The 24,517-nt window shown below is 43.3% G+C and carries 20 protein-coding genes, 1 tRNA gene and 1 riboswitch; of the genes, 7 read left to right on the top strand and 14 right to left on the bottom strand.

Annotation, left to right across the window (positions count from 1 at the left end):
• Positions 1-79 precede the first annotated feature (79 nt).
• Both FAM09_RS05045 and FAM09_RS05040 read left to right on the top strand, forming a co-directional pair.
• Positions 80-2,713, top strand: a complete 2,634-nt coding sequence (locus FAM09_RS05045; RefSeq protein WP_136575965.1) for a glycoside hydrolase family 3 C-terminal domain-containing protein — start codon at positions 80-82, stop codon at positions 2,711-2,713.
• A 317-nt stretch (positions 2,714-3,030) separates the two neighbouring features.
• Positions 3,031-3,261, top strand: a complete 231-nt coding sequence (locus FAM09_RS05040; protein WP_136575964.1) for a hypothetical protein — start codon at positions 3,031-3,033, stop codon at positions 3,259-3,261.
• 350 nt (positions 3,262-3,611) lie between these two features.
• Here FAM09_RS05040 and FAM09_RS05035 read toward each other — a convergent pair whose 3' ends face one another.
• The 13 genes from FAM09_RS05035 to FAM09_RS04975 all read right to left on the bottom strand — a co-directional run bounded on the left by FAM09_RS05035 (position 3,612) and on the right by FAM09_RS04975 (position 15,907).
• Entirely contained in the window at positions 3,612-4,019 is a 408-nt protein-coding gene (locus FAM09_RS05035; protein ID WP_136575963.1) for a hypothetical protein, read from the bottom strand.
• Between the two features lie 111 nt (positions 4,020-4,130).
• Entirely contained in the window at positions 4,131-4,475 is a 345-nt protein-coding gene (locus FAM09_RS05030; protein WP_136575962.1) for a hypothetical protein, read from the bottom strand.
• Positions 4,476-4,985: 510 nt separating this feature from the next.
• A tRNA-Arg gene (locus tag FAM09_RS05025) sits at positions 4,986-5,057 on the bottom strand.
• A 226-nt stretch (positions 5,058-5,283) separates the two neighbouring features.
• Entirely contained in the window at positions 5,284-5,892 is a 609-nt protein-coding gene (cobC, locus tag FAM09_RS05020) for an alpha-ribazole phosphatase (protein ID WP_136575961.1), read from the bottom strand.
• A 118-nt stretch (positions 5,893-6,010) separates the two neighbouring features.
• On the bottom strand, positions 6,011-6,823 hold the full coding sequence (locus FAM09_RS05015) for an adenosylcobinamide-GDP ribazoletransferase (RefSeq protein WP_136575960.1): 813 nt from the start codon (positions 6,821-6,823) through the stop codon (positions 6,011-6,013).
• A gap of 18 nt (positions 6,824-6,841) precedes the next feature.
• Positions 6,842-7,906 carry a nicotinate-nucleotide--dimethylbenzimidazole phosphoribosyltransferase gene (cobT, locus tag FAM09_RS05010; protein ID WP_136575959.1) on the bottom strand — a complete coding sequence of 355 codons (1,065 nt, stop codon included), beginning with the start codon at positions 7,904-7,906 and terminating at the stop codon, positions 6,842-6,844.
• Between the two features lie 92 nt (positions 7,907-7,998).
• Positions 7,999-8,796 (bottom strand): adenine nucleotide alpha hydrolase, encoded by a 798-nt coding sequence (locus tag FAM09_RS05005; RefSeq protein WP_243751598.1) that lies wholly within the window; start codon positions 8,794-8,796, stop codon positions 7,999-8,001.
• 87 nt (positions 8,797-8,883) lie between these two features.
• A complete protein-coding gene (locus FAM09_RS05000) occupies positions 8,884-9,471 on the bottom strand; it encodes a bifunctional adenosylcobinamide kinase/adenosylcobinamide-phosphate guanylyltransferase (RefSeq protein ID WP_136575958.1) in 588 nt (195 codons plus the stop codon).
• Positions 9,458-9,682 (bottom strand): cysteine-rich CWC family protein, encoded by a 225-nt coding sequence (locus FAM09_RS04995; protein ID WP_136575957.1) that lies wholly within the window; start codon positions 9,680-9,682, stop codon positions 9,458-9,460. The genes FAM09_RS05000 and FAM09_RS04995 overlap by 14 nt, the downstream gene beginning before the upstream one ends.
• Positions 9,675-10,613 (bottom strand): ABC transporter substrate-binding protein, encoded by a 939-nt coding sequence (locus tag FAM09_RS04990; protein ID WP_136575956.1) that lies wholly within the window; start codon positions 10,611-10,613, stop codon positions 9,675-9,677. The genes FAM09_RS04995 and FAM09_RS04990 overlap by 8 nt, the downstream gene beginning before the upstream one ends.
• Positions 10,614-10,726: 113 nt before the next feature.
• Positions 10,727-11,308: a DUF6580 family putative transport protein gene (locus tag FAM09_RS04985; protein WP_136575955.1), complete on the bottom strand. Its 582-nt coding sequence runs from the start codon at positions 11,306-11,308 to the stop codon at positions 10,727-10,729.
• Between the two features lie 70 nt (positions 11,309-11,378).
• Positions 11,379-13,310 (bottom strand): TonB-dependent receptor plug domain-containing protein, encoded by a 1,932-nt coding sequence (locus FAM09_RS04980; RefSeq protein WP_166437030.1) that lies wholly within the window; start codon positions 13,308-13,310, stop codon positions 11,379-11,381.
• Positions 13,311-13,429: 119 nt separating this feature from the next.
• Positions 13,430-13,748, bottom strand: a riboswitch (cobalamin riboswitch).
• Between the two features lie 92 nt (positions 13,749-13,840).
• On the bottom strand, positions 13,841-15,907 hold the full coding sequence (locus FAM09_RS04975; RefSeq protein ID WP_136575953.1) for a TonB-dependent receptor: 2,067 nt from the start codon (positions 15,905-15,907) through the stop codon (positions 13,841-13,843).
• A 56-nt stretch (positions 15,908-15,963) separates the two neighbouring features.
• On the opposite strand from FAM09_RS04975, the gene FAM09_RS04970 reads away from it, so the two are divergent.
• From FAM09_RS04970 to FAM09_RS04950, 5 genes are all read left to right on the top strand, one after another.
• Positions 15,964-17,298: an APC family permease gene (locus FAM09_RS04970; protein ID WP_136575952.1), complete on the top strand. Its 1,335-nt coding sequence runs from the start codon at positions 15,964-15,966 to the stop codon at positions 17,296-17,298.
• Positions 17,299-17,304: 6 nt separating this feature from the next.
• A complete protein-coding gene (locus FAM09_RS04965) occupies positions 17,305-18,471 on the top strand; it encodes a trans-sulfuration enzyme family protein (RefSeq protein ID WP_136575951.1) in 1,167 nt (388 codons plus the stop codon).
• Between the two features lie 343 nt (positions 18,472-18,814).
• A complete protein-coding gene (locus FAM09_RS04960) occupies positions 18,815-20,275 on the top strand; it encodes a TolC family protein (protein WP_136575950.1) in 1,461 nt (486 codons plus the stop codon).
• Positions 20,276-20,313: 38 nt separating this feature from the next.
• Positions 20,314-21,693 (top strand): efflux RND transporter periplasmic adaptor subunit, encoded by a 1,380-nt coding sequence (locus FAM09_RS04955; RefSeq protein ID WP_136575949.1) that lies wholly within the window; start codon positions 20,314-20,316, stop codon positions 21,691-21,693.
• A 119-nt stretch (positions 21,694-21,812) separates the two neighbouring features.
• On the top strand, positions 21,813-22,850 hold the full coding sequence (locus FAM09_RS04950) for an NAD(P)H-dependent glycerol-3-phosphate dehydrogenase (protein ID WP_136575948.1): 1,038 nt from the start codon (positions 21,813-21,815) through the stop codon (positions 22,848-22,850).
• 540 nt (positions 22,851-23,390) lie between these two features.
• On the opposite strand, the gene hemW is transcribed toward FAM09_RS04950, so the two are convergent.
• Positions 23,391-24,512, bottom strand: a complete 1,122-nt coding sequence (hemW, locus tag FAM09_RS04945) for a radical SAM family heme chaperone HemW (protein WP_136575947.1) — start codon at positions 24,510-24,512, stop codon at positions 23,391-23,393.
• Between the last annotated feature and the right edge of the window lie 5 nt (positions 24,513-24,517).

Below are 24,517 nucleotides of genomic sequence, written 5' to 3'. Positions count from 1 at the left end.
ATACCATTTCGACCATTTTGTATACTCACTTTGATGCGCATAAAACCTTACTTTGCTGTTGCCAATAAGATTAATGCATATGAAAATCAAACGTTATTTTCTTTATCCATTGGTAACGGCTTGCTTACTAATGAGTGTGGGTGCAAATGCCCAGAACTGGAAATTCCCTTACCAAAATCATAATCTTTCTTTCGAAGAGCGGGTTAATGACCTGGTGAGCCGCATGACGCTGGAAGAAAAGGTGTCGCAAATGCTTAACGCTTCGCCCGCTATTCCACGGCTTGAATTACTTGCTTATGACTGGTGGAACGAAACGCTTCATGGCGTGGCAAGGACCCCATACAATGTAACCGTTTATCCGCAGGCGATTGCCATGGCGGCCACCTTCGATACCGCCGCCCTTTTTAAGATGGCCGATTTTTCGGCTTTGGAAGGAAGAGTGATTTATAATAAGGCGGTAGCAGCTGGAAAAACGAATTCCCGTTATCTCGGACTTACTTACTGGACACCCAACATAAATATTTTTCGCGATCCAAGATGGGGGCGGGGACAGGAAACCTATGGTGAAGACCCTTATCTCACGGCTATGTTAGGCGATGCATTTGTTCGTGGATTACAGGGTAATGATCCCAAATACCTGAAGGCCGCTGCCTGCGCCAAGCACTATGCGGTACACAGCGGTCCCGAACCCGAGCGCCATGTATTTAATGCCGATGTAAGCAACTATGATCTGTGGGATACGTACCTGCCGGCATTTAAAAAGCTGGTCATAGACTCAAAAGTTGCCGGCGTCATGTGCGCCTATAACGCCTTCAAAAAACAACCTTGTTGTGCCAGTGACCTGTTGATGACGGATATATTGCGCAATCAATGGCGCTTTAAAGGCTATGTAACATCTGATTGTTGGGCTATTGACGATTTCTTTAAAAATCATAAAACACATCCCGATGCAGCATCCGCATCCGCCGATGCCGTGTATCATGGTACGGATATCGATTGCGGAACAGATGCCTATAAAGCGTTGGTACAGGCAGTAAAAGAGAAAAAGATCACCGAGCAGCAAATTGATGTTTCAGTAAAACGGCTTTTTCTTATAAGGTTCCGGTTAGGTATGTTTGATCCGCCTGCGATGGTGAAGTATGCACAAACACCAGCAACAGCGCTGGAGGCAGCGGCACATGGAAAGCATGCTTTGGATATGGCCCACGAATCGATCGTGTTATTGAAGAATAGCAATAATACCCTGCCATTGAAAAAAGACCTGAAAAAAATTGTTGTGCTGGGACCGAATGCCGACAATGTGATTGCGCCATTGGGCAATTATAATGGAACGCCTTCAAAACTCACCACTATATTGCAGGGAATAAAAGATAAAGTGGGAACCACTGCACAGGTAGTGTATGAGAAAGCGGTTAATTATACCAATAACAACATCCTTGAATACATTGATATCAGCAGCGCGTGTTCGTTTGAAGGAAAAGCAGGGATCAAAGCAACCTATTACAAAAACAGGGAACTGAGCGGGGAGCCAATAGCAACGGTTTTTGAACAACGCATCGATCATAACTGGCAGGAAGGCGAAACTGTTTTTGACAATCTGCGTGCCAATGATTTTTCAGCCCGCTACGTTACCGATTACAAAGCACCAGGCGACGGTGCAATTACTTTCGAGTTGGAAGCCGATGATGGCTTACGGTTTATGATCAATGGTAAAACGATCTTCAACTCCTGGACAAGAAAGCCCAGGGATATTGCATCGTATACGCTCAAAACGGAGAAAGATTCGGTTTACAACCTGGTAGTGGAATACTGGCAGGGCGAAGGCAAAGCCACCATGAAAATGAACACAGGTAAAACTACCGTAACGGATTTCAGTGCATTGGCGAAAAAGATCAGCGACGCAGATGCTTTCATTTTTGTGGGCGGTATTTCGCCACAGTTGGAAGGGGAGGAAATGAAAGTAAGTGACCCGGGCTTCAGGGGTGGTGACAGGACCAGCATCCTGCTTCCTGCAGTACAAACCGAATTAATGAAAGCGTTGCATGCTACCGGAAAGCCAGTTGTATTTGTAATGATGACAGGCAGCGCTATTGCCACACCGTGGGAGTCGGAAAATATTCCTGCTATTGTAAATGCCTGGTATGGCGGACAAGCCGCAGGAACGGCAGTTGCGGACATGCTTTTCGGTGATTATAATCCATCGGGTCGTTTACCAGTTACTTTTTACAAGAGTGATAATGATCTGCCAGCATTTGAGGAATATTCAATGAAGAACCGTACATACCGGTATTTTACCGGAAAGCCATTGTATGGCTTTGGCTATGGCCTTAGTTATACCACCTTTCGTTATGATCAGTTGCAAATGCCTGCAACTATAGAAAAAGGAAAAGCCATTCGTGTTTCGGTTCGGGTTACCAATACAGGCAAGCTGGCTGGTGATGAAGTGGTTCAATTGTATGTTGCGAACCAGAATACTTCTATTACAACACCATTAAGAGCATTGAAAGGATTTAAGCGAATAGCTTTAAAACCATCAGAAAGCAAAGTGGTTAGTTTCATGGTATCGCCCGGCGATCTTACTTATGTAGATGCCAATGGAAAGCAATTGCCGCTTACGGGCAATGTTCAAATTAGCGTGGGTGGTAGTCAGCCAGGTGAACCTAACCCTACAAGTGGAAATGTACTGAATAAGGAGGTAGTGATCAAGCGATAAGAAATTTCAGAAAGTAGTTTCTATAAGGTACAAACCCCGTATAAAATCATGGGTTTATACGGGGTTTGTATTTCGGGGAATAAATTTTGGATACGCATTAATTAAATAAATGATAGAACGGCAGATTAAGCTATTTTTCCCGAAAGATTGACAGCTAATTTTTCAATTTTTGGCCCAATTCTGTTTTTTCCGATTTTCTTTTTCACAAAGCGCTTTCTGTATTTTGCCATACCATTTTTGAATGTATTTTAGCGACCTGTTTTCCCTGCATAACGCGTAATGCGGGAGAATTTTCACAATAAAAAACAAAATATACTATGGCCAAAGAAACCGTTGTAAAGGAAAATCCCGTTACCGACGCACTAAGAAAACTGAAAGAAGAGGAAGTAGAATTGCAAGCTAAATTAAAGCCTCTTCAGGAAGCTATTGCTGCCCTTGAGAAAATTCTTGACAAATCAGTGAAGAAAGCCAAGCCTGCAAAAGAAGCATCAGGTGAAAATTTATTTGCAGAAGAAAGTGCGCCTGAAACACCGGAAGCACTTAATTAAGGCGGGATGAAAGTTAACAAAGAGCTTTAAAGATGCAGGGTGTGAAATGCCCTGCATTTTTATTTAGAATTACACTCTTCTATTTTAAATCCCATCCATTTACCTGGCTGTCTTTAAATTTTTCACTTCCACTTTGAACGTGAATTGCATTTGCGAGGATTAATTCGATTTTAACGGGTGCTATTTCGCCTGCAACACGCCAGGAATAAATAATTGAAATGAGACGATTTGCTGCAAATTTGTAATGATCGCATATTTAAGCCTGGCAATCGATTATTGTAGAGATAAGATCAGTTGCAATCTGTTTACGATCATTTACCATTTAGGTGTTGGGGATTAATTTTTTTTTACTATTTAATGAACGATGACATTTTCTCTACTAAACCCTTCGCCATTTTTAACAGCATTTCTGCTCTTTCATTGTCTTTACCAGCGTTCAGCGTATTATAAATTGGTTTCTCGTCTGCGTAGTACCAGTGCATTTCCATCTTTTTATCACCCTCGCTCATAAACTCTTCTACCTTAATCAATTTGTTATGATCAAAATAAAACGCATTTTCTCCATCCATTTTTTTGGATATTCCATTATTCTTCGTTGTCATATGGAAGCTATTGACATATTTCTTTAGTTCATTCCCTTCACTTACCATAGTGAGATATGTCCTGCTTGAAATACCATAATCAGGACGGTCTTGTTTTATGGTGTCTCTCTGGGTTTTGAAGTTTGAATTATTGATCAGCTTAACTAACGAATCCACCTGTCTGATTTTTGCAGTGTCTTGTGAATAAGTCTTGAATGAAAAAATAAGGAGTACAAATAGAATGGCTGTTTTCATGATCTTCTTTTTCAATGTCAGGTTATATCAACCTTAATTTTGGGCTATAATGAGAGCTCTTATAGGGATCGAAGGTAGAAATTTTTGGGTTTTATATTGCCAATTTTGTAGCGACAAAAGGATCGTGCGCACCAACAATGTGTAATTTTCTATTGCTTTTGGCGTAGCAAGATCTTGCGTAAAACTATTTTTGATCATCTCACTGGCTTTTAGTGAGGTGCTTGTTGCAAGGTTTAAAGGTTTGATAAAATAGAGTTCTGATTTTCCATTGAATAGAGCCAACTTGGCGCTGCCCGACAAATTATAGCTTGCATTGCCCAGCATATCAGCGGGAGCAGTTGTAGTGGCTGCAAAATTATCAACGTCGATAGCAACCATAAGATCTGCGCTTTCTGATACCACTTTTATTCCAGCCGCATTCAATTCTTCGATGATGCTTTTCAGGAATGCATCACGGTTAAATTGTTTTGACTTTGAGGGTAACAGGGAAGCGCCCAGTTGCTCATTTATATCTGCTATATAACCAATTTTCTGGTGCTCACTATATCGTTGATCTTTTGCAAAACGGTAAATAGGTACTGAAAATTCATCGAACTGCAGCGTTTGGCCAAGGGTGGTACTTGCTGCGAATAAACAAAAAAGGGCGATTAACGGGAATACATGTGTTTTTTATTCGCATAAGTGAAATTAATTATGCGAAGTAACGGTTTTATTATAGGTTTATTATAACATATTATCAGCTGTTAACTTAACAATATTGAGGACTGGCCTAACTTCTATGTACATCGCCATATGTTGAATGATCAACCACAAACAAAAAACCCGCACAAAATCACGATTTTATGCGGGTTGCTGATTTTCGTTACTTCTTAAATGAACGTGAGAGAGTGGTCTCGCCCAGAATCGAACTGGGATATCAAGTTCCGGAGACTTGCGTACTATCCATTGTACTACGAGACCATTTGATTCAGTAGGGTAAAACCCCAAACCAAAGTTCGGGCGGCAAATCTACATTAAAATTGCCAATTCAGCGTTGATAATTAATGCGATAATAACGAAAAAAAAGCATTCACAAGAGCCTGTTTTTCAAAAAATGATGCCCAATGTCTGGTGCGAAAAGGGTGATTTTCCGGGTTTTAGACCCTCCTTCAGCATAGTCTGCTTGTATCAGGTGCCTGATGCCGATCTACCTTTTGAAATTACTGGGTTTATGCTGCTCTTTCTCCGTAGTGATATTATGCAATTCTTCGAAATGAAATCCTGCCGGCGTAACCTGTAGCTGCATTACACAACCGTAATGTATTTTGAAGGCGCCAAATGAATCAACCAGCGGGGTTTTTGTTATATGTGCTAAAATGCTTCTGATGACGCCTCCATGCGTAACAATTGCCACCGGTTTAGGTCCTTCGATGATCCTGGTAAAACATTGGGTTACCCGGCCGTGCATTTGCACATAACTTTCCCCACCGGGTATGCATACATTCACAAAATCTTTCATCCACGGGTCAATTACTTCAGATGGGATGGCATCCCAATGCAATCCTTCCCATTCGCCACAATGCAATTCCATCAGGTCGGGTTCAAGGTTAATAGCATGTTGGGGAAATAAATAGCTGGCCAGTTTATGACAGCGAATGAGCGGACTGCTATACACCTGTTCAATCCCTTCCGGCAGGGCCGCCTGAATTTGTTTTGCTTCTTCTTCAAAAGAAGCCGTTACATCTATTTGTGATTGCCCATAACAGATGCCTTTTTCAATAAGTGGAGTAGTATGTCGAACAAGGTAGATTGCCATGAGAACAAATTTCGGGATTTCTGATTTAGCGATTTTGTGATTTGCAAAAAGATGAAATTTAGAAGAAGAATTGCCCATTTAAATAAGTCCCCAAATCTCTAAATCTCCAAATCAGCAATCAAATTACGTAGCGCCAGATAATAATCATGCTTAAATAAAAACACAACTCACTTACCTGTTGAATGGCGCCGAGGCAATCGCCGGTATATCCGCCGATCCATTTTTTAAAATATTTAGCCAGGCTGAATGCGACGTATACTACCGGCACAATAGCCAGCAAAAAATGCCAGCTCATAAATGCAAAGGGAAGTAAGGCGGTAATAATAGGTATCAACAAAACCGGCACCGTTGGTTTACGGGTAGCTACCGGTTTCGATTTACTGCTGTCTGGATCGGTTACATAATCATAAAAGCGCATAACCAATACTGGCATCAACCGGCTTATCGCATGGGCTGCTAGCAGTGTAAGTAAAAAGTACCGGTAGTTGTAGAAAATATTTATTGAAGGCGCTTGTAAATCGGGGGTGAACTTGGGCAGCTCCTTTAATAATAGAAATTTGCAGAATAATATTGACAGCATTCCAATTACACCGTACGATCCCAGCCTGCTGTCTTTCATGATCATCAGGATCTTTTCTTTGGTCCACCCGCCACCAAAGGCATCACATACATCGGCAAAGCCATCTTCATGAAAAGCACCTGTTGTTAAAATGCCTGCAATGATAGACGCTGCTATGGCAATGTCTTCGCTGATGTATTTATTAAAGATCAGGAAGGTGAGCCCGCTGATGGCAGCCACCATATATCCTATCAACGGAAAATATTTTACCGATTTTTCCAGGTAATCAGGCGAATGATCGGTAAAGCGCGGCACAGGTAACCGTGTCAGGAACATCATGGCAGTAAAGAATATCCGTAGCTCTTTTTTCATAATCATATTATATAGAACTTACTCTTTATTGCTCACGCCGGCGCTTTCAAAACTGGCCATCTCATTCAGGAAGGTTACAGCAGATTGTATCAATGGCATGGCCAATGCTGCGCCTGTTCCTTCGCCCAACCGCATCGAGAGGTTTAATAAGGGGCGAACGCCCAGGCGGCCTAATATTTTTTCATGCCCTGCTTCGTGGCTGGTATGTGCAAAAATGCAATGATCTATCAGGGTTTTCCAATCAGATACTAATGATTTTTGTTTTTCCGCCATGAAAATGGCATTGGCAATCAGCAACGCCGCAGTAGTAATAAATCCATCTACTATTACTACCATTTTTTGTTTTACCGCTTCAAGGTACGCGCCTGCCATCATCGCTATTTCAAAACCGCCTATCCGTGCTAATAATTCAATGGGTTTTTCTTTCAACTCACTCAGCGCATGTTTTTCGTAAACCTGGTGCAGCGTGTCTATCTTTGTTTGTAACTGATCATTGTTCAAGCCAGTGCCTCTGCCGGTAAATGTTACAACTGGTAATCCGGTCATTGCGCTCATGATCAACGCGGCAGAGGAAGTATTGCTAATGCCCATTTCTCCAAGGCCAATACAGTTGCATCCTGAAGCAGCAGTTTCCGCCACGATCGCTTTTCCTTTATCGATGGCTTGTTGGGCTTGCGCTACACTCATTGCCGGTTCATTGAGATAGTTTTTGGTTCCGTAACCAATCTTTGCGCTGATGAGATCAACTGGATTTGAAGAAAAATCAAAGTTCACTCCTGCATCCACTACTTTCAAAGTGAGTTTGTGTTGCCGGCAAAATACATTGATCGCAGCGCCGCCATGCATGAAGTTCAATACCATTTGGGCCGTTACTTCCTGCGGAAAGGTATTTACCAGCCCGGTTGTGGCAATGCCATGATCACCGGCAAATACAATAATATGTGGGTGTTGAATTACTGGCTTCGTTGTCTGCTGAATCAGACCAATTTGCATGGCTACTTCTTCCAGCCTTCCCAACGCGCCGAGTGGTTTGGTTTTATGATCAATGATGTGCTGTAGCTGTTGTTGTAATGTAAGGGACATGATTTAGAGTTTTGGTTATCCGGATCAGCAATCAGGCAATGTATATTATTTCCCGAAATATTAGGTAAAACAGTTTCCAACATTTCTTCATTTTAATCCGGTGACAGGTCACAAAAATAGAATCCATATTCCGAGGCCTGGTTCATTGGGTTGCAGGTATCCTGCGCCTGTTTGGGCGCCTGGTAAGTGCGATACACGATCTCGCCTTTGCTAAAAGGTATTGGGTATTTAAAAACGGGGCCATCAAAAACAAAAGAATGATACTCGCCATTCTCGCCGCATACATCTACATTGGCGGGCAGGTCGTGTACAAATGATTCATCGATCAACCGGCCGCAAAAACTTTTGTCCAGGAATTTTGTATTCACACAAACTATGATCGCCTTGAAACCAAATTGCAAAAATTCCTGCATCAGTTGTGTGGTGGAAATTTTCCATAATGGAAATACACATTGAATATCCATCGTGGCCAGTTTTTCTTCCCGGTAACGTTTCAGGTCTTCCAGGAAAATATCACCAAATACGGCATGGCTGTACCCATTGTTCTTTAAAGAAGTCACCTTGCTCACCATCGCCTGTTCATATTCCTGCATGCCGGGTTGCTCGGGCAACTCAATAGTTTGCAAAGGAAGTCCTATTGATGCGGCCTGTGCTTCCAGTAACGACCGCCGCACCCCATGCATGGAAATCCGGTCATGGGCTGCGTTAACACTGGTAAGCAGGCAATCTACCTGGTAGCGATCATCCTGTTGTATATAATGTAAGCAAAGAGATGAGTCTTTACCTCCGCTCCAGTTCATATATCCACGGCCTGCACCCCCCTCTCTTCGCCCACTGGCGGAGGCGTTGAGGTCATTACCACCTTTCGCCTGTAAAATATTATTGCTCATTCTATTTCACCGTTTTTAACTTTATTTGCTTACTGCTGTGGACTAGTGAAACTTTTCGAATGTCGTGAACCCATTCACCATTCACACTCACTTTATAACCATCGGTATACCGCTCACCATAAATATTACCTGGTTGGCTTTTTGAGCAATATACTGATTCATCCAGCCTTGCAGATCGGTAAACTTTCTGCCGATCTCGGTTTCGGCATGCATACCCATACCCAGTTCATTGCTGATGATGATAAAGGTATTGTTGGCAGTATCCAGCTTGTCAATTTCAACTTTACATTGCTGCAGGCTGGCATCGATATCATATTTGTTATCAGTAAAAAAATTGGTGATCCATAAGGTAACACAATCCATCACTACTACTTTGCCCGATAAGGATAACCCGCTGATATTTTTTTCTTCTTCAATGCTCGTCCATCGTTCATCTCTTTCTGCCTGGTGGCGTTGAATGCGCTTTTCAAAATCATCGTCCCAATGGCGGGCGGTAGCCAGGTAAACAGGATTATTGCTTAGTTGAAGCGCCAGTTGTTGTGCATAGCGGCTTTTGCCACTGCGGGCGCCACCGGTGATGAAAACAATGCCTTTGTAGTGCGCTCCCCCTCCACCGGAGGGTTTATCCCAACTTGTCGGGAGGGCTGAGGGGAGGCCTTTCTCATCTGTTGCCATTATGAAAATATTTTTCTTTAAATAAAGTATACCGTTGTTTTAGTTCCTGCAAACAATTGCGGCAAAGGCAATCGGTGTAACGTTCTTCTATAAATGCTTTTTCTTCATTGGTGAAGGTAATGCCATAGCATTGGCAATGCATTACGTCGCCTACTTTACATTCAAAGGGCGTATGGCAACGCGGACAGGTTTTTTGCTCGTGCTTACACATGTTCCAATATTGTTTGATGAAGCGGTTTGTACTTATGTTGCAGATGTACAGGCACGGTAAACAGGGTAGGGTGGAATAAGGAAGCCAGTAATTCAATACCATCTGTTAATGTACTGGCGCTGGGTTGCGTGAACAGATCGTAGTCGGCCATAAATACGGCGTCATTTCGTACCGCGGTAAGCTGGCTCCATTCTTTTTTCTGCGTAAGCAAATGAATTTCCTCAGCCGTTCTGGAAATAGTAAAACCACAGGGTGCAATCACCAATACTTCCGGATCGTATTTCACAATCTTTTCCCAGGGTGTAACAATGCTGTCGCCTCCGGGATTTGAAAGCATGTCGATACCGCCGGCATAAGCTACCTGGTAGGGGATCCAGTGGCCGCAGTTGTATACCGGCGCCAGCCATTCCATGATCATCACCCGCCTGGGCGGTGCTTTGTGCAAGCGTAAACCATCTATTATGGCGTCAATTCTTTTTTGTAATGAAGCGAGGTATGTATAAGCCGCTTCTTCATTGCCCATGGCCGATGCAATGGTAATAGCAGTATTAAAAACATCGTGCAGGGTATTGGGCGTAAGTGCAATGAGTTGTGGTTGCTTTTCCAGCTTCGCTACAGCGGCTGAAGTACAGGCGGTATCTATCTGGCATACTTCACAAACATCCTGCGTAAAAATAATATCGGGTGCAATGGTTTGCAGCAGACTTTCATCTACATAATACAAACTCTTTCCCTGTGCCTTGGAAGCAGAAAATATTTTATCGATCTCCATGCTGCTGTATTGATGCCCTTCCAACACGCAGCGTACTACTTTCTGTTTTTCGGCCAGCGCCTGGTGCGGGCACTCAAAAGTAATGCCCTGCAGCAGGTGTTGCAGGCCCATGTCGTATATCATTTGTGTAGCTGCGGGGAGAAATGAAGAGGCCGTCATGAGGAGAAGTTGAATGAATAAATATATTAGGTATTGTTACAAGTTGCAAGTTACAGGTTCCAGGGAAAGCCCTTGTAACCTACATTTGCGATTTATGAGGACAAGCGTTGTTTCTATTGAAAGGTTGATGGTTGTAATGCGGTATATTTCGTCTGCAACCACTCAAACAATCCAAACAAAAGGGCGCTGTAAATGGCAGTGCCGCCTAAGAATCGCCATTCGTATGGTAGGGCTGTGATCAATCGTTGCGTATATAATGAAAAAGTGAATTCTTTTTCAACAACACAAGCGCCTATATCACTTACCAGCCAATGGATGAGGGTTGAAACGATTACTGCAATAACAATGTTTTTTACAGTAACATCCCTGATGATTAGTTTGCCTGCAATGGTCATTAACGCAAAAGCGCCATAGGTCCATACCCAGCCATTGTACAACAAACCATCACGGTACTCCGAGTCGGAGAAAAGGGTAAATGTTAACACCACGTCGCTAATGAACAGTGTCAATAAAGGAAACGCAAATGGTTTTACATTGCCGCTAAAATAAGCACCGCCAAACAAAGCCATGGCGCCTATTGGGGTGAATATAGTAAGCGGTCCCCAGCCGGTAAAAGCTGCCAAACGCAGGATAGCCGTTACCAGAATGATGAGCAGTAACACGGCGTTCCGTGGGTTGATTTGTTTTAGTGACATGATCTTATTACAATTTACTTATTATTATAAAGAGAAAGAGTGATGCATGTAACATCACTCTTTTCAATATTTACCAGTTTAAAATAATTCCTCCGTTGATCATGAATGGAATGGAATTATAGCCCTGGATATCGAAGAATTGTTTGTCAGTTATATTGCGGGCATCCACAAACATTTTTACGTATTTTGGGAACTTATATTCTGCGTAAGCGCCTAATAAGAAGTAATCTGCCAAAGCTACATCCGCCATCTGGTAACCGCCGACGTCGTAGCGGTTGCTTACATATTTTCCGGAAGCGCTTACATACAAAGCATTGTTAACCTGATAACCGGCAGTAAAATTTACATTGTGTTTTGGTCTTCTGAGCAGGTAATGGTAGGCTGTATCTTTAAATGTTTCCCGGCTTTGTATTTGCTCTTTCGGGTCGAGGTAAGTATAATTAAAAGTTACTGTCAGTTCATTAAACGGTTTTACACTTCCTTCGAGCTCAATACCATTTACTGTTTGTTTGGCTGAGTTAAAATATTTATAGTTTATATAATCGAAATCGATGCCATCTTTAATACGGCGTTTAAAATATACTAAGCGGGCGGTTGATCGTATATAGGTAACTTGCGCGCCTGCTTCGTAAGTAGTGGAACGTTCAGGTTGTAACGAAGGATCGCCATAGCCGGAATAAAGCTGGTACAAGGTAGGTGCTTTGAATGCGGTGGCAATGCTTCCGAATAATCTGAAATATCTGTTGAAATTATAAGATGGATTAAATGTAAATGTATAGTTGCTGCCATAGCGTGAATGTACATTCATTCTGCCGCCCAGTTCAATATTTAGTTTTTCATTGGCGGCATTATAAAATAAAGAAGAATACAAAGATGCCTGGCTATGAGCTGTGTCCCTGAATGCTTCTGCAAAAGGCCCAAAGGAACTAATAGAAAGGGTTTGGCTATTCATGCTGCTATACCGGTAATCGGCTCCCTGTAACCAGCTAAAGCCTTCGCCCAGGTTAATGTTGGCGTAAGCCTCAATAAATTGAGCCTTGCCAAAAAAATCAAACGCGCTGTACTTCGCAAAACCCGGTGCATCGGTACTGTCGTCTACCTGGTTGCGGGTATTGTTGCTGTATTGATAATTTCCTGTTAAGCTGATGCCTGTTTTGCGAAAATTAAATCCACCGCCGGCAATTAAGTTTTTGGTTTTAGCTGTATAGTCTTTATCATCTCTGTAAGCGCCATTATCAATATCAGTTTTATTGTTGCTGTATTGAATAAAGCTTCTGAAAGTAAGTCCGGGTGTTGCCTGAAATTGCATTGAAGCATTGGCTACATCGCCTTTAAAACCGTCATTATCAAATCCTCCTTTTTTGCTGCTGTCGTACGCCGTTGAAAAACCATCAGTTGATAATCTGGCATACCGGGCGCTATAGGTAAGTTTTCCGGCTTTTCCATATACCTGTGCATTACCTCTGAAGGTGCCATAGTTACCACCGCTGATCGTTGCTTTTGCATTTAAAGGTTTGGTAACATTTTGTTTAACGGTTATAATATTTATGACACCTGCAACGGCATCACTGCCATACAACGTGGATTGTGCTCCACGGCAAATTTCAATTCGTTCAATATCGTTCAGGGAAAGAAGGTTCAGGTCAAACTCATTACCGGAAAGAGAAGGATCATATACAGGTATTCCATCCATTAAGATCAATGTTCTGCCCGATGCAGCGCCCCGCATGAACACACTTTGGTTGGTGCCCATGTTGTTTAATGAGCCGTTGATCGAAACGCCGGCCTGTTCATTTAATATTTGGCCTACAGTTCGGCCGCTGCTTTTTTCGATCACCTCTTTTGGAATAACAGTAATTACTTTACCGGTGGCAGATTGTTTCTGGGCCAGTTTATTGGCAGTTACAATTACTTCATCCAGTTGTTTTGATTTGGTAGAGTCCTGTGCATAGGAGTGAACACCCAAGCACAACGCCAATAGCGTAGGTAGCCTTTTGATCATGGTCATAGTTTAGTATTAAATAACTATGAACCTTCGGAGTAATGAAATACAAACAGAAATGAAACGGTCTTCCCGTGGTAAGACTGTTCATCCCGGCTTTTCACCCGAAAGCTCGTTGATGTTAAAAATTGCAACTGGCAGGTCTTCTGGCTCGTTCGCTGTTGAGAGACCTTCCCATTGATGTGGCTTCTGAACCAAAAATCAACAGTGGTATGGAGTTTCAACAGTCGTGAAACGTGAAAGGTAAACGTGAAGTTTTACAGCTTGCCTCTCTCTGAGGAGGGAAAGCGATCTGCGGGTAGCAGATTTCACGTTTGCCGTTTGCCGTTTCACGGCAAGGAACTTACAGCTACGGGGATAGCACCGGATTTGCACCGGTTTCCCTTTTCATTCCATCCCGACTCTGTCGGGACAGAAACCAATTACGCGGCAAAAATAGGCGGACTTGTTATTCTACCAATATAATTTTTTAAGCTACTGTGTGGAAAGAAAGTTTGGAAAGTATAAAGTTGTAAATCAATATGTTGATCTTAAAACTTGTATCGCCATGATACGCCGCCGTAATAATTAATGCCCGGCGCGGCATTATAATAGCGACCGCCGGTAGCATTGATATCATTACCCAGGCTATAGGTAACATCAAACACATTGTCTACTCCGGCATACACATCCATCATGATGGCTTTGCTCAATGAAGTGCGCCAGCCGGTTCGTCCGCCGGCTAAATTGTACGAAGTAGCCCATTCGGTATTGGCATCATTCAATGCAATGGGATCGTTGTAAAACCAGGTAAGGTTTACATACCAGCCGGGCCGCGTAGTAATGTCAACACCGGCAGCTGCCATGTGAGCGGCAACGCCTGGCAGTTTGTTACCGGAATAATCATTGGCGATCACTTTAAAATCATGATAACGGAATTTATTATAAGTATGGCTTGCCCAGATGCGTGCATTGCTGATAAATCCATTGTTCCTGGATAATAACTGGTAACTGGCCTGTGATTCAATACCTCGTTGCCGCGTACTTCCTGCATTGGCAAAATAATCGGCCCCGCTGGCATCGCGCCGTTGTACAATGGCATTTTTTAACTGATAGTAATACGCATTCACTTCTACGTATAATCGTTGTTGTAGCCAACTGCTTTTAATGCCTGCTTCATAATTCAACCCATGCTCAGCCTGCAAACTGGTATTGATGATACTCGTAGAAGGCAATATTTCTGCAGTTCCAGGAGGAGAAAAGCCGCGCGAAACACTGGCATAGAGCAGCATGCCCGGCATCAGTTTTTTTGAAAGTGCTATTCGCGGCGCCCATTCACTGTTAAAAGTGGCGGTCAGCTTGCCAGTTTCCGAACCTGTTAACCGGGTAATGGTGATGGATGATTTGTTGATGCTTACCCCCGCACTTACCGACCAATCGCCTGGTAAATGAAGATCAGTTTGTACAAAGGCTGAATAAATGTAGTTATCAATTTCATCATCGGTTTGAACGGTATCAGGATGGCCGCCTGCATTGCTGAACGTTTTGGTGTTGAAGTAACCACGTTGTCCTTCACCCCCAAATGAGATCTGTATGTTCGATTCCTGGCACTGTTTATTGAAAGTAAATACAGTGCGGCCGCCGAAATGCGGTTCGCTTCTTCTTTCATAATTGCGAATGGCAGGATTTTTTATGTTTGAAAAAGCGCCATAAACTACCGACGTATTCTGCAGATTCTCCGTGAACTGGTATTTATGGGTAATGCCTGCTAAAAATGTTTTTTGATATATAGCAGCTTTGGCTTCATCGGCACTGGGAAATACCCCTGCCGCCGGACGGGCTGCACGTGGATTGGCATTGAATTGAGCGGTAGTTAAACCGCCGGGTGTTTGATAATACAGGTCGCCATACAGTACCGAAGCGGCTAATTGTTGTTTGTCGTTTGCTTTGATCTGTGTTTCCCAGGTAGCAATATCGCGCCGCATGCGGGTATGATCACGATAACCATCGCTGGTTTGATGGGTGTAACCAAATGTATTATTGCGATCGCTGTTGCCGGTGGTAATTTGGGCATTGATGTTTTGCAAATTATAGCTACCGGTTGCATAATGCAGGTTTATGCCGGCCGGCCGATCGGCTTGTTGGCTGTTGATCAGCACTGCCCCGCCGGTTCCTGCGCCATATAAACTGCTGGCCGGTCCTTTAATTATTTCAATGGCATTAACATTATAAAAGCTGAGTTGATTCAGGTAGGTATTGCCACCGGGGTCGGTGAAAGGTATTCCATTCCAATACACTTTTACATTGCGAACGCCAAAAGGCGAACGCAAGGTGCTGCCGCGTATATTTAACCGGTAGCTTCCGGGTGAACGTTCTTCCATACGCACGCCTGGCGTGGCATTCAGCGCAGGCAACAGGTTGGTATTGTTATACCGTTCCAACTGAGCAGTATTTATTACATTGATTGCCGCCGACACTTCCTTCAACTGGCGGTTTTGCTCATAAGCCTTCACTACTACCTCCTGTAATACACGGGCGGTATCCTGCGGTTTGGTTTGTGCATGAAGTTCAACTGCTAAAAAAAATGCTAATGAAATAAGCAACCAGGTTTTCATCATCAGAATAAGTGTATGAACCCTAAAGGTAAATGCAAATATTATTTTAACTTCCACAAATGAAGTCTTCCCGGTTAAATTTGTTCGATCTCACCATGATCGTCGTGAGCCTCGTAATAGGTATGGGTATTTTTCGCGCCCCGGTGAATGTAGCGCGGCAGGCTTATTCGGCTGATATGTTCTTTATTGCCTGGATCACCGGTGGCCTGGTTGCTTTATGTGGCGCATTAACCTATGCTGAAATTGGCTCGCGATATCCGGTTACCGGCGGCTATTATAAAATCTTTTCTTATTGTTATCATCCCTCCATCGCATTCGCCATTAATTGCATTATCCTGGTATCAAATGCTGCTTCCCTGGCCGGCGTGGCATTAATTGGGTCAGAGTACCTCGCCAATGTGTTGTTTCAGGGACATAGCAATATTAACTCCATTAAGTTGGTCATATCTACTATTGCCGTGATCGTCTTTTATGGCGTAAACCTGTTGGGGCTTAAAATGAGCGCCCGAACGCAGAATGTGTTAACAGTCATAAAAATAGGGTTGGTGATATTTTTGATCAGTGCATTATTCACCGGCGATTATGCCACTCCGTTTACCCCGGTTTCAGTTGCCGAACCAGATATCATGTCCACCTTAAAAGCATTCGGCGCCTGTTTGGTTGCGGTAAGTTTTACATATGGCGGATATCAACAAACGATAAATTTCGGCGGAGAGGTTCAAAATCCATCGAAAATTTTACCCAAAGGGATATTTTTTGGCATTGCTATCATAATGTTGCTGTATATTACAATTAATTACACCTATTATAAAGTGATAGGGTTTGGGAATTTAAAAGAAGCGCAATCCATTGCTGCCATTCTTGCCGGTAAATTGTTTGGGGAAAGGGGTTTTACAATATTATCGGTATTATTATTCCTGTCTGTACTTGCTTATGTAAACGTATTGTTGATGAGCAATCCCCGTGTAATGTATGCCATGAGTGACGAAGGCGTGTTGCCAGGTGTGTTTAAAAAAGTAACCTTAAAAAGGAATGTTATCGTGGTATCGCTGAGTGCTTTTACTGCTCTTTGCCTTGTTACCTTGTTTTATGGCAAAACCTTTGATGAAATTCTCGATCACACAATATTTTTAGATTCTATTGGCATGGCTACTTCTGCAGCAACCATTTTTATTTTACGTAAAAGAGGAGTGGGGGAGGATATAAGGAACAGTTACCGTATGAAGCTGTACCCCTTGTTGCCGGTGATCTTTATTGCAGCGTACCTTTTTGTAGGTACCAGCATTGCTATTAATTCACCCAAAGCGGCGTGGGTAAGCGCTTTAGTGTTTGCTATTTTTTTTGTACTATATTTTGTGTTACGCGTATTCAGGAAATCACCTCAACCAAATTAAAGTCACATGAATGACCTTTCTTACATTTTAAATGAATTAGGTGAAGATCGGGACCTATATTTCCGTGCCATCTCTCCACCCATTATGCAAACCAGCAATTTTGCTTTCAAGAAGGTGGAAGATCTCCGCAAAGTGTTTGAGGACGAATTCAGTACCTATCTATATAGCCGCGGTTTAAACCCAACAGTTGATATCCTGCGCCAGAAGCTGGCTGCTTTGGATGAGGCGGAAGACTGCCTGGTTTTTAACAGCGGCGCTTCTGCTATATTCGCTTCGGTTTTTTCGAATGTACAATCGGGTGACCATATCGTTTCGGTACGTAGCCCTTATGCCTGGGCGCAAAAGATGTTCGATAATATTCTACCCCGGTTCGGCATTACCACTACTTACATCGACGGCACTAACATAGAAAATTTCGAACGGGCCATTCTCCCCAATACAAAGATCATTTACCTGGAGACGCCCAATAGCTGGGATTTTGCATTGCAGGACCTGCGGGCGGTGGCCGACCTGGCCAAAGCGGAAAATATTATAACTATTTGTGATAATAGCTACTGTACCCCGTTGTATCAAAAGCCAATTTCCATGGGCATTGATATGGTGTTGCAATCGGCAACCAAATATATAGGCGGGCATAGCGATGTGGTGGCCGGGGTATTAACCGGTACCCGCAAAATGATGAAAAAGATCTTCGACAATGAATTGTTGAACATGGGTACGGGCATTACACCTTTTAACGCCTGGCTGCTTATTCGCGGCCTGCGTACCCTGCCCGTTCGGTTAGAGCATATTTCAAGATCTACTACCAAAGTGGTCGACTACCTGAAAAAACACCCCCTGGTAGAAGAAGTGATCTTTCCATTCGATCCCTCATTTCCACAATACGACCTGGCCCGGCAACAAATGACCGGCGCCTGTGGGTTACTAACTATTGTAATGAAGGCAGAAAAAATGCAACAGATTGTAACCTTCTGCGAATCTTTGCGACACATTCTAATTGCAGTAAGCTGGGGTGGCCATGAAAGCCTGGCTATTCCCCGCTGTGCCTCCGTATTACCGGAAAAGTTTGATGCTGGCAACCGCGCCCATAAAATGATCCGTTTTTATGTAGGGCTGGAAGACCCGGACTACCTGATCGCTGATATGGACCAGGCTTTTGCTAAAAGCCGGTAGTTTGCTCAGGTTTTAGCAGGTAGGGCTGGCAGGCATAAGGGAAAATATAGTGAATAAAATTTATTGGATTTCCGCCATGCGGGCAACCGTATGTTGAAGAACGCATTTTCAACATCGGGCATGTCATGTTTGAACGATTTTATCCGACCCCTTTGTTCACTATTTTTAACTGACCGTTTATCAAAAACCACATCATTCGCCTTTCATTACAATTACTTTTGGAATATGAAACGTCCATGACAAAATTTTCATTATTACATACAGGCAATGAAAATTTTGCCATGGTAAGCCTGCCTGCCGGCAGGCAGGTTCCATCTGGCCCAAAACAAATTATAATTTTCAGATGAAAAAAAGTAAGGTCCTATTTCTGATTCCCTTCCTTATTTGCTGTTTTTCTAACGGCGTGTTTGCCCAGGATAAATGGGACTTGCGCCGCTGTGTTGAGTATGCCCTGGCCAACAACCTGACTGTTCAACAAACCAGCATACAAGCTGAGGTTGCTGAAGTGAATGGAAAGCAAACCCGGTGGGCGCAATATCCTACAGCCGATTTTAGCACGAATACCGGTTTACAGTGGGGCCGGTCAATTGACCCTACCACCAACCAGTTTACCAGTAACCAATTGCTATTCCAGGGGTATAATTTTAGTGCAGGCGTTACTGTTTTTAACTGGCATCGCATTCGTAATAATATTATTGCTACAGATCTGGGTACCGATGCCGCTAAAATGGATGTAGAAAAAACAAAGAACGATATAGCCCTGAATGTAGCTACCTATTATTTACAGGTATTGCTGGCCCGGCAACAAATTAATATTGCCAGTGTGCAAATGCAGCAAACGATGGAGCAGTTGCAGGTAGCGCGCAAGAGAGTGATTGCGGGCGCAGCACCTGAGCTGGATGCGCTCACACTGGAAGGGCAATATGCTACTGACAGTTCCAACTACATTACGGCAATGGCCAATGCCGATCAAAACATGTTGCAGTTAAAGCAGGTCCTGAATATTGATGCCGGTAAATTGTTTGATATTGCTTCGCCGCCGGTTGAGCAGATCCCTATTGAACCTATTTTACAATTGCAACCCGAAGCAGTTTTCCTGATAGCGATGAAAAATCAGCCAGCTCAAAAAGCCAATGAACTGCGGCTTAAATCGCTCGAAATTGCAGTTAAAGCAAACAAGGCAGCCATGTACCCGACCATTTCACTGGGCGGATCGCTTGGTACCAATTTCTCAAGCGCAAATAGAAAAGTTACCGATGTTTCTTTATTAGGCTACACCCCTAATGGCGATCTGGTTCGGTTATCAGGTGCGGAATACCCGGTGTATTCACCCAATGTACAAATAAGCCAGAGCAAGAAAACGTTTGGTGAACGCTGGGATGGATGGGGCACGCAAATCAATAATAACTTCCGCCAAAGTTTGGGCTTCAGTATATCGGTGCCTATAAATAGTGGCGGCATTGCACGGTTCAATTACCAGCGTTCGAAGCTGGACCTGAAAGGCGGGCAGGTTACAAAGGCGTTGATAGATCAAACATTAAAGAACGATATTTATAAGGCTTATTATAGCGCCACCGCTGCCCTGGAAAAATTCAATGCTGCTAAATTAACGCTGGAAATAAACAGGAAATCCTATGATTTTGCGAAAAAGCGATTCGACCTGGGATTACTTAATTCATTTGATCTTATTACCAGTAAAAACAATATGAACCGGGCTGAATACGATTTGACCGCTGCCCAATTTGATTATGTATTTAAAATGAAAGTGCTGGAATTTTATAAAGGGCAGGGCATTAAATTATAAATTATACATGCGATTCTAAACCGAGACAACCATTCAGTATGAAGAAGAAAAAATTATTGTGGATTATTCTGATCCTTGTGGTGTTGGTAATAGCCCTCGTTGGCCTTAAAGGCGCCGGTGTAATTGGAAAAGAGGAGGGTTTGAAAGTAGCCACTGAAAAAGTAGAACGGCGCAACATAACCGAAACCGTTAACGCCAGTGGTAAGGTGTATCCTGAAGTAGAAGTAAAAGTAAGTCCTGATATTTCGGGTGAAATTGTAGACCTGCAGGTAAAAGAAGGGGACAGTGTTCGCAAAGGACAGGTGCTGGCGAAGATCTATGGTGATATTTATTCCACTACGCGAAATCAGGCTGCTGCTGAAGTAAGCCGCCAGCAGGCCCTGGTAGATAACAGCAAGGCGCAATTGGAAAGTTTGAAATCTGCCCTTGAGCTGGCTAAAAACACGTTTAACCGGCAGAAGCAATTATTGGCCGAAAAAGTGATCTCTACTGCAGAATTCGAACAGGCCCAAAATACTTATCAATCGGCGCAGGCAAATTATAATGCGGCCTTACAAAACATCCGCAGCGGTGAAGCTGGTATTGCCGGTTCCAGGGCCAGTCTTGAAAGAGCTAATAAAGATTTGAGCCGTACAGCGGTGTTATCACCAATGAGCGGAGTAGTGTCGTTGTTGAATGTAAAAGCGGGCGAAAGGGTAGTAGGTAACTCTATGATGGCCGGTACCGAAATGATGCGGATTGCCGATATGAGCATTATTGAAGTTCAGGTAGAAGTGGGTGAAAATGATATTCCAAAAGTAAAGATCGGCGATTCGGCACTGGTAGAAATTGATGCGTATAATAACCGGAAATTTAAAGGGCTGGTCACTCAAATTGCCAGCAGTAATACCACTGCCAGCGCCGCTGCTTCGTCAAATGACGTAACGAACTATAAAGTGCATATTCGATTGCTGCGCGAATCGTATAGCGATCTGATAGATCCGGCCCGTCCGCGGAGTTTTCCATTCCGCCCTGGTATGAATGCCAGCGCCGATATTCAAACCCGCACAAAAGCCAATGTGTTGTCTGCAGCTATCAATGCGGTTTCTACCCGTGAAAAAGGGACCGATAAGGTGGTTGGTGGCAATGAAGATAAAGACAAGGATAAAAATAAAGAGAACGAACAGCAGAACGAGAATAGAACAACCTCAACCGATCTGGATGAAGTGGTATTTGTACTGCAGCCGGATGGCAAAGTGAAGAAAGTAGTGGTTAAAACCGGCATTCAGGATATTAACAATATTGAAGTAACGGAAGGGCTAAAAGTGGGCGATGAAATTGTGGTGGCTCCTTATAACATCATCAGCAAAACCCTGAAAGATGGCACGAAGGTAAAAGTAGTGCCGAAAGATAAATTGTTTGAAGTGAAGAAGCAATAACGGCAACGAGGCAACAAGGCGTAGAGGCAACAAGTTAATCTGGAACTTGTTGCCTTTTTCTTTATGCCTGTATGCCTTTGTGCCTTTATGCCTATTTTTGGGGCCAAACAAACAACTACATGCAACTGGGAATTATCGGTAGTGGCAGCTGGGCTACGGCATTGGCAAAAATTTGTACAGATAATAAGCAATCTATAAACTGGTGTGTTCGGTCGGAAGAAATTGTAAAGCATTTACAGCAACGGCACCACAATCCCGGTTATTTAAGTTCGGTATATTTCAATACCGATTTACTGAACCTGGGTACTGATATAGCCGCAACCATTGCTGCCAGTGATTGTATACTGATCGCCGTGCCTTCGGCCTATGTAGTTCCTTCACTGAGCAAGCTGGCTGCAAACGCTTTTGAAGGCAAGAAAGTGATCTCTGCCGTAAAAGGTATTTTACCCGACAATAACTTACTGCTGAACGATTACCTGAAAGAAACATTCAACCTGCCTTTATCAGATTATTTCACGGTAATGGGACCCTGCCATGCGGAGGAAGTAGCGTCGGAAAAATTATCGTATCTGACATTTTCGGGTATTGATGTAGATGTGGCCGAGAAAATTGCCGCTTGTTTTACAACCGAATACCTCAATACCATTGTCAACAGCGATGTGTATGGCGTGCAGTATGCGGCAGTATTGAAAAACATTTATGCGCTGGGCGCCGGCATTGCGCATGGCCTCGAATACGGCGATAATTTCCTAAGCGTATTGATCGCCAATTGCGCCGATGAAATGGCCGGGTTCCTGAAGAAAGTGGGCATTAAGCATATTGAAGTAGGCGTGCATGAAGGTGAAGACCCGGTCACGCATCGCAAAACGCCTAATTATGCCGCTTCTGTGTACCTCGGCGACCTGCTGGTAACCTGTTATTCGTTGTACAGCCGTAACCGTACATTCGGTAATATGATCGGTAAAGGTTATTCGGTAAAAGCTACCCAGTTGGAGATGAACATGGTGGCTGAAGGGTATAATGCCAGTAAATGTATCTATCTCGTCAATAAGCAGATCGGGGCCGATATGCCTATAGCCGAAACCGTTTACCGCATCCTGTGGGAAAATGTTAAACCGCGTAAAGGCTTTAATCTTGTTGAGAAAACGCTGGTCTAATAATTCGTTAATGTGATAATGGACAACTGAAACTTTTTGAAGGGTTCAGTTGTAATAAAAACAGTCTATTTGCGACGAACAACTGGCGTTAATGGCTTTTAATCAATTATCACATTATCACACTATAACTTTAGCTAATTAGGTTTTATGCCTTTTTCATTAGGAACATATGGGTTTACAGCAATGATGGTATTGGCCGGAATTGTGATCATTAATGAGGTGATCAGGTACGTCAAAAAAGACCATGGTTCGGTCTAATTCAAATATAAAATATTGATTATCAATAATGCGTTCCGTTGGGGCGCATTTTTTGTGTCTTATAACTTGTTGACACTGTATGCATTGCAAGGCCTTCTTCGCAACTTCCCTTAGACTTCTTTTAGAATTCATTTAGGCTTCTTCGCAAATTTGCGAAGAACTTGTGAAGGATTTGCGAAGAAGCCTAAGCTGTGCCTTTGCTCAGTATCGAAGAAGGTCGGTAAGCAGCACTTAGAGAAACAAGTGTCTCGATGCCTTATACCTTGTTGCCTCGATGCCTTATCAAAAAAACAACTCCGCCGCTATCCCATCCGCAAATAACTTTCCTTCTTTGGTTAACAGCAAATGGCCATTATTCAATTGCACTTTACCGGTTTCTATAAATGGTTTACTATCCTGTTGCAACTGAATGGCGGCTTTTTCTCCAAAGCGGGTTGCCACCCATTGTATATTCAACCCCTCAACTGTACGCAGCGAGGTCATAATGTATTCGTTTAACCGTTGTGTTTCGGTGAGGTTTTCTATTTCAAAAGGTACTTTACCTTCTGTAAGCGATTTTATATACAGGGCATTGTTTGAAATATTCCATTGTCGTGCCTCACCATTAAATGAATGCGCCGAAGGGCCTAAACCCAGGTACGAGGCGCCCTGCCAGTACGAACTGTTGTGGCGGCTGCGCATGCCGGGCAGGGCAAAATTCGAGATCTCATAATGCTCATAGCCGGCTGCCCGCATCCAATCCATCAACAATAAAAACTGCCGCGCCTGGTCCTCGGTATTTACATCGGTGCTCTTGTGTTTTCTGATCATGGAGTCCAGCGCCGTGCCGGGCTCAACGGTAAGCGCATAACACGACAAATGCGAAATGCCCAATGCAATGGCCTGCTGCACATTGTGCTGCCATTTTTCATCGGGCAGGGTAGGCGTACCGTATATGAGGTCTATGGTAATGTTATTGAAGTACTGCTTTGCCAGGTGCAAATTGTCAATGGCTTGTTGCGCGGTATGCGCCCGGTTCATCCAGCGCAGGTCATCTTCAAAAAAAGATTGTACGCCTATACTTAACCGGTTAATGCCAACTTGTTTCCAATCGCTTAGTTTTTGAGCGCTTAGATCGTCGGGATTGGCTTCCAGCGTAATTTCAGCATTATCAGCAACCATAAAATGTTGCCGTAAAGTTTGCAAAATGGCCAACAGCTCTTCAATCGTGAGTAGGGAAGGGGTACCGCCGCCAAAATAAATGGTGTTCACCGGTTCGGCTGGCAGATAATTCTTTTGCAGGCTTATTTCTTTCAATAAAGCCTCAACAAATTCGTTCTTTAGCTTCAATGACGTGGAAAAATGAAAGTTGCAATAATGACAGGCCTGCCTGCAAAACGGGATATGTAAATAAATGCCTGCCATCGTAT

It is taken from the genome of Niastella caeni, assembly GCF_004834005.1.
Classification (GTDB): Bacteria; Bacteroidota; Bacteroidia; order Chitinophagales; family Chitinophagaceae; genus Niastella; species Niastella caeni.
This window is presented reverse-complemented; position numbering and strand designations above follow the sequence as displayed.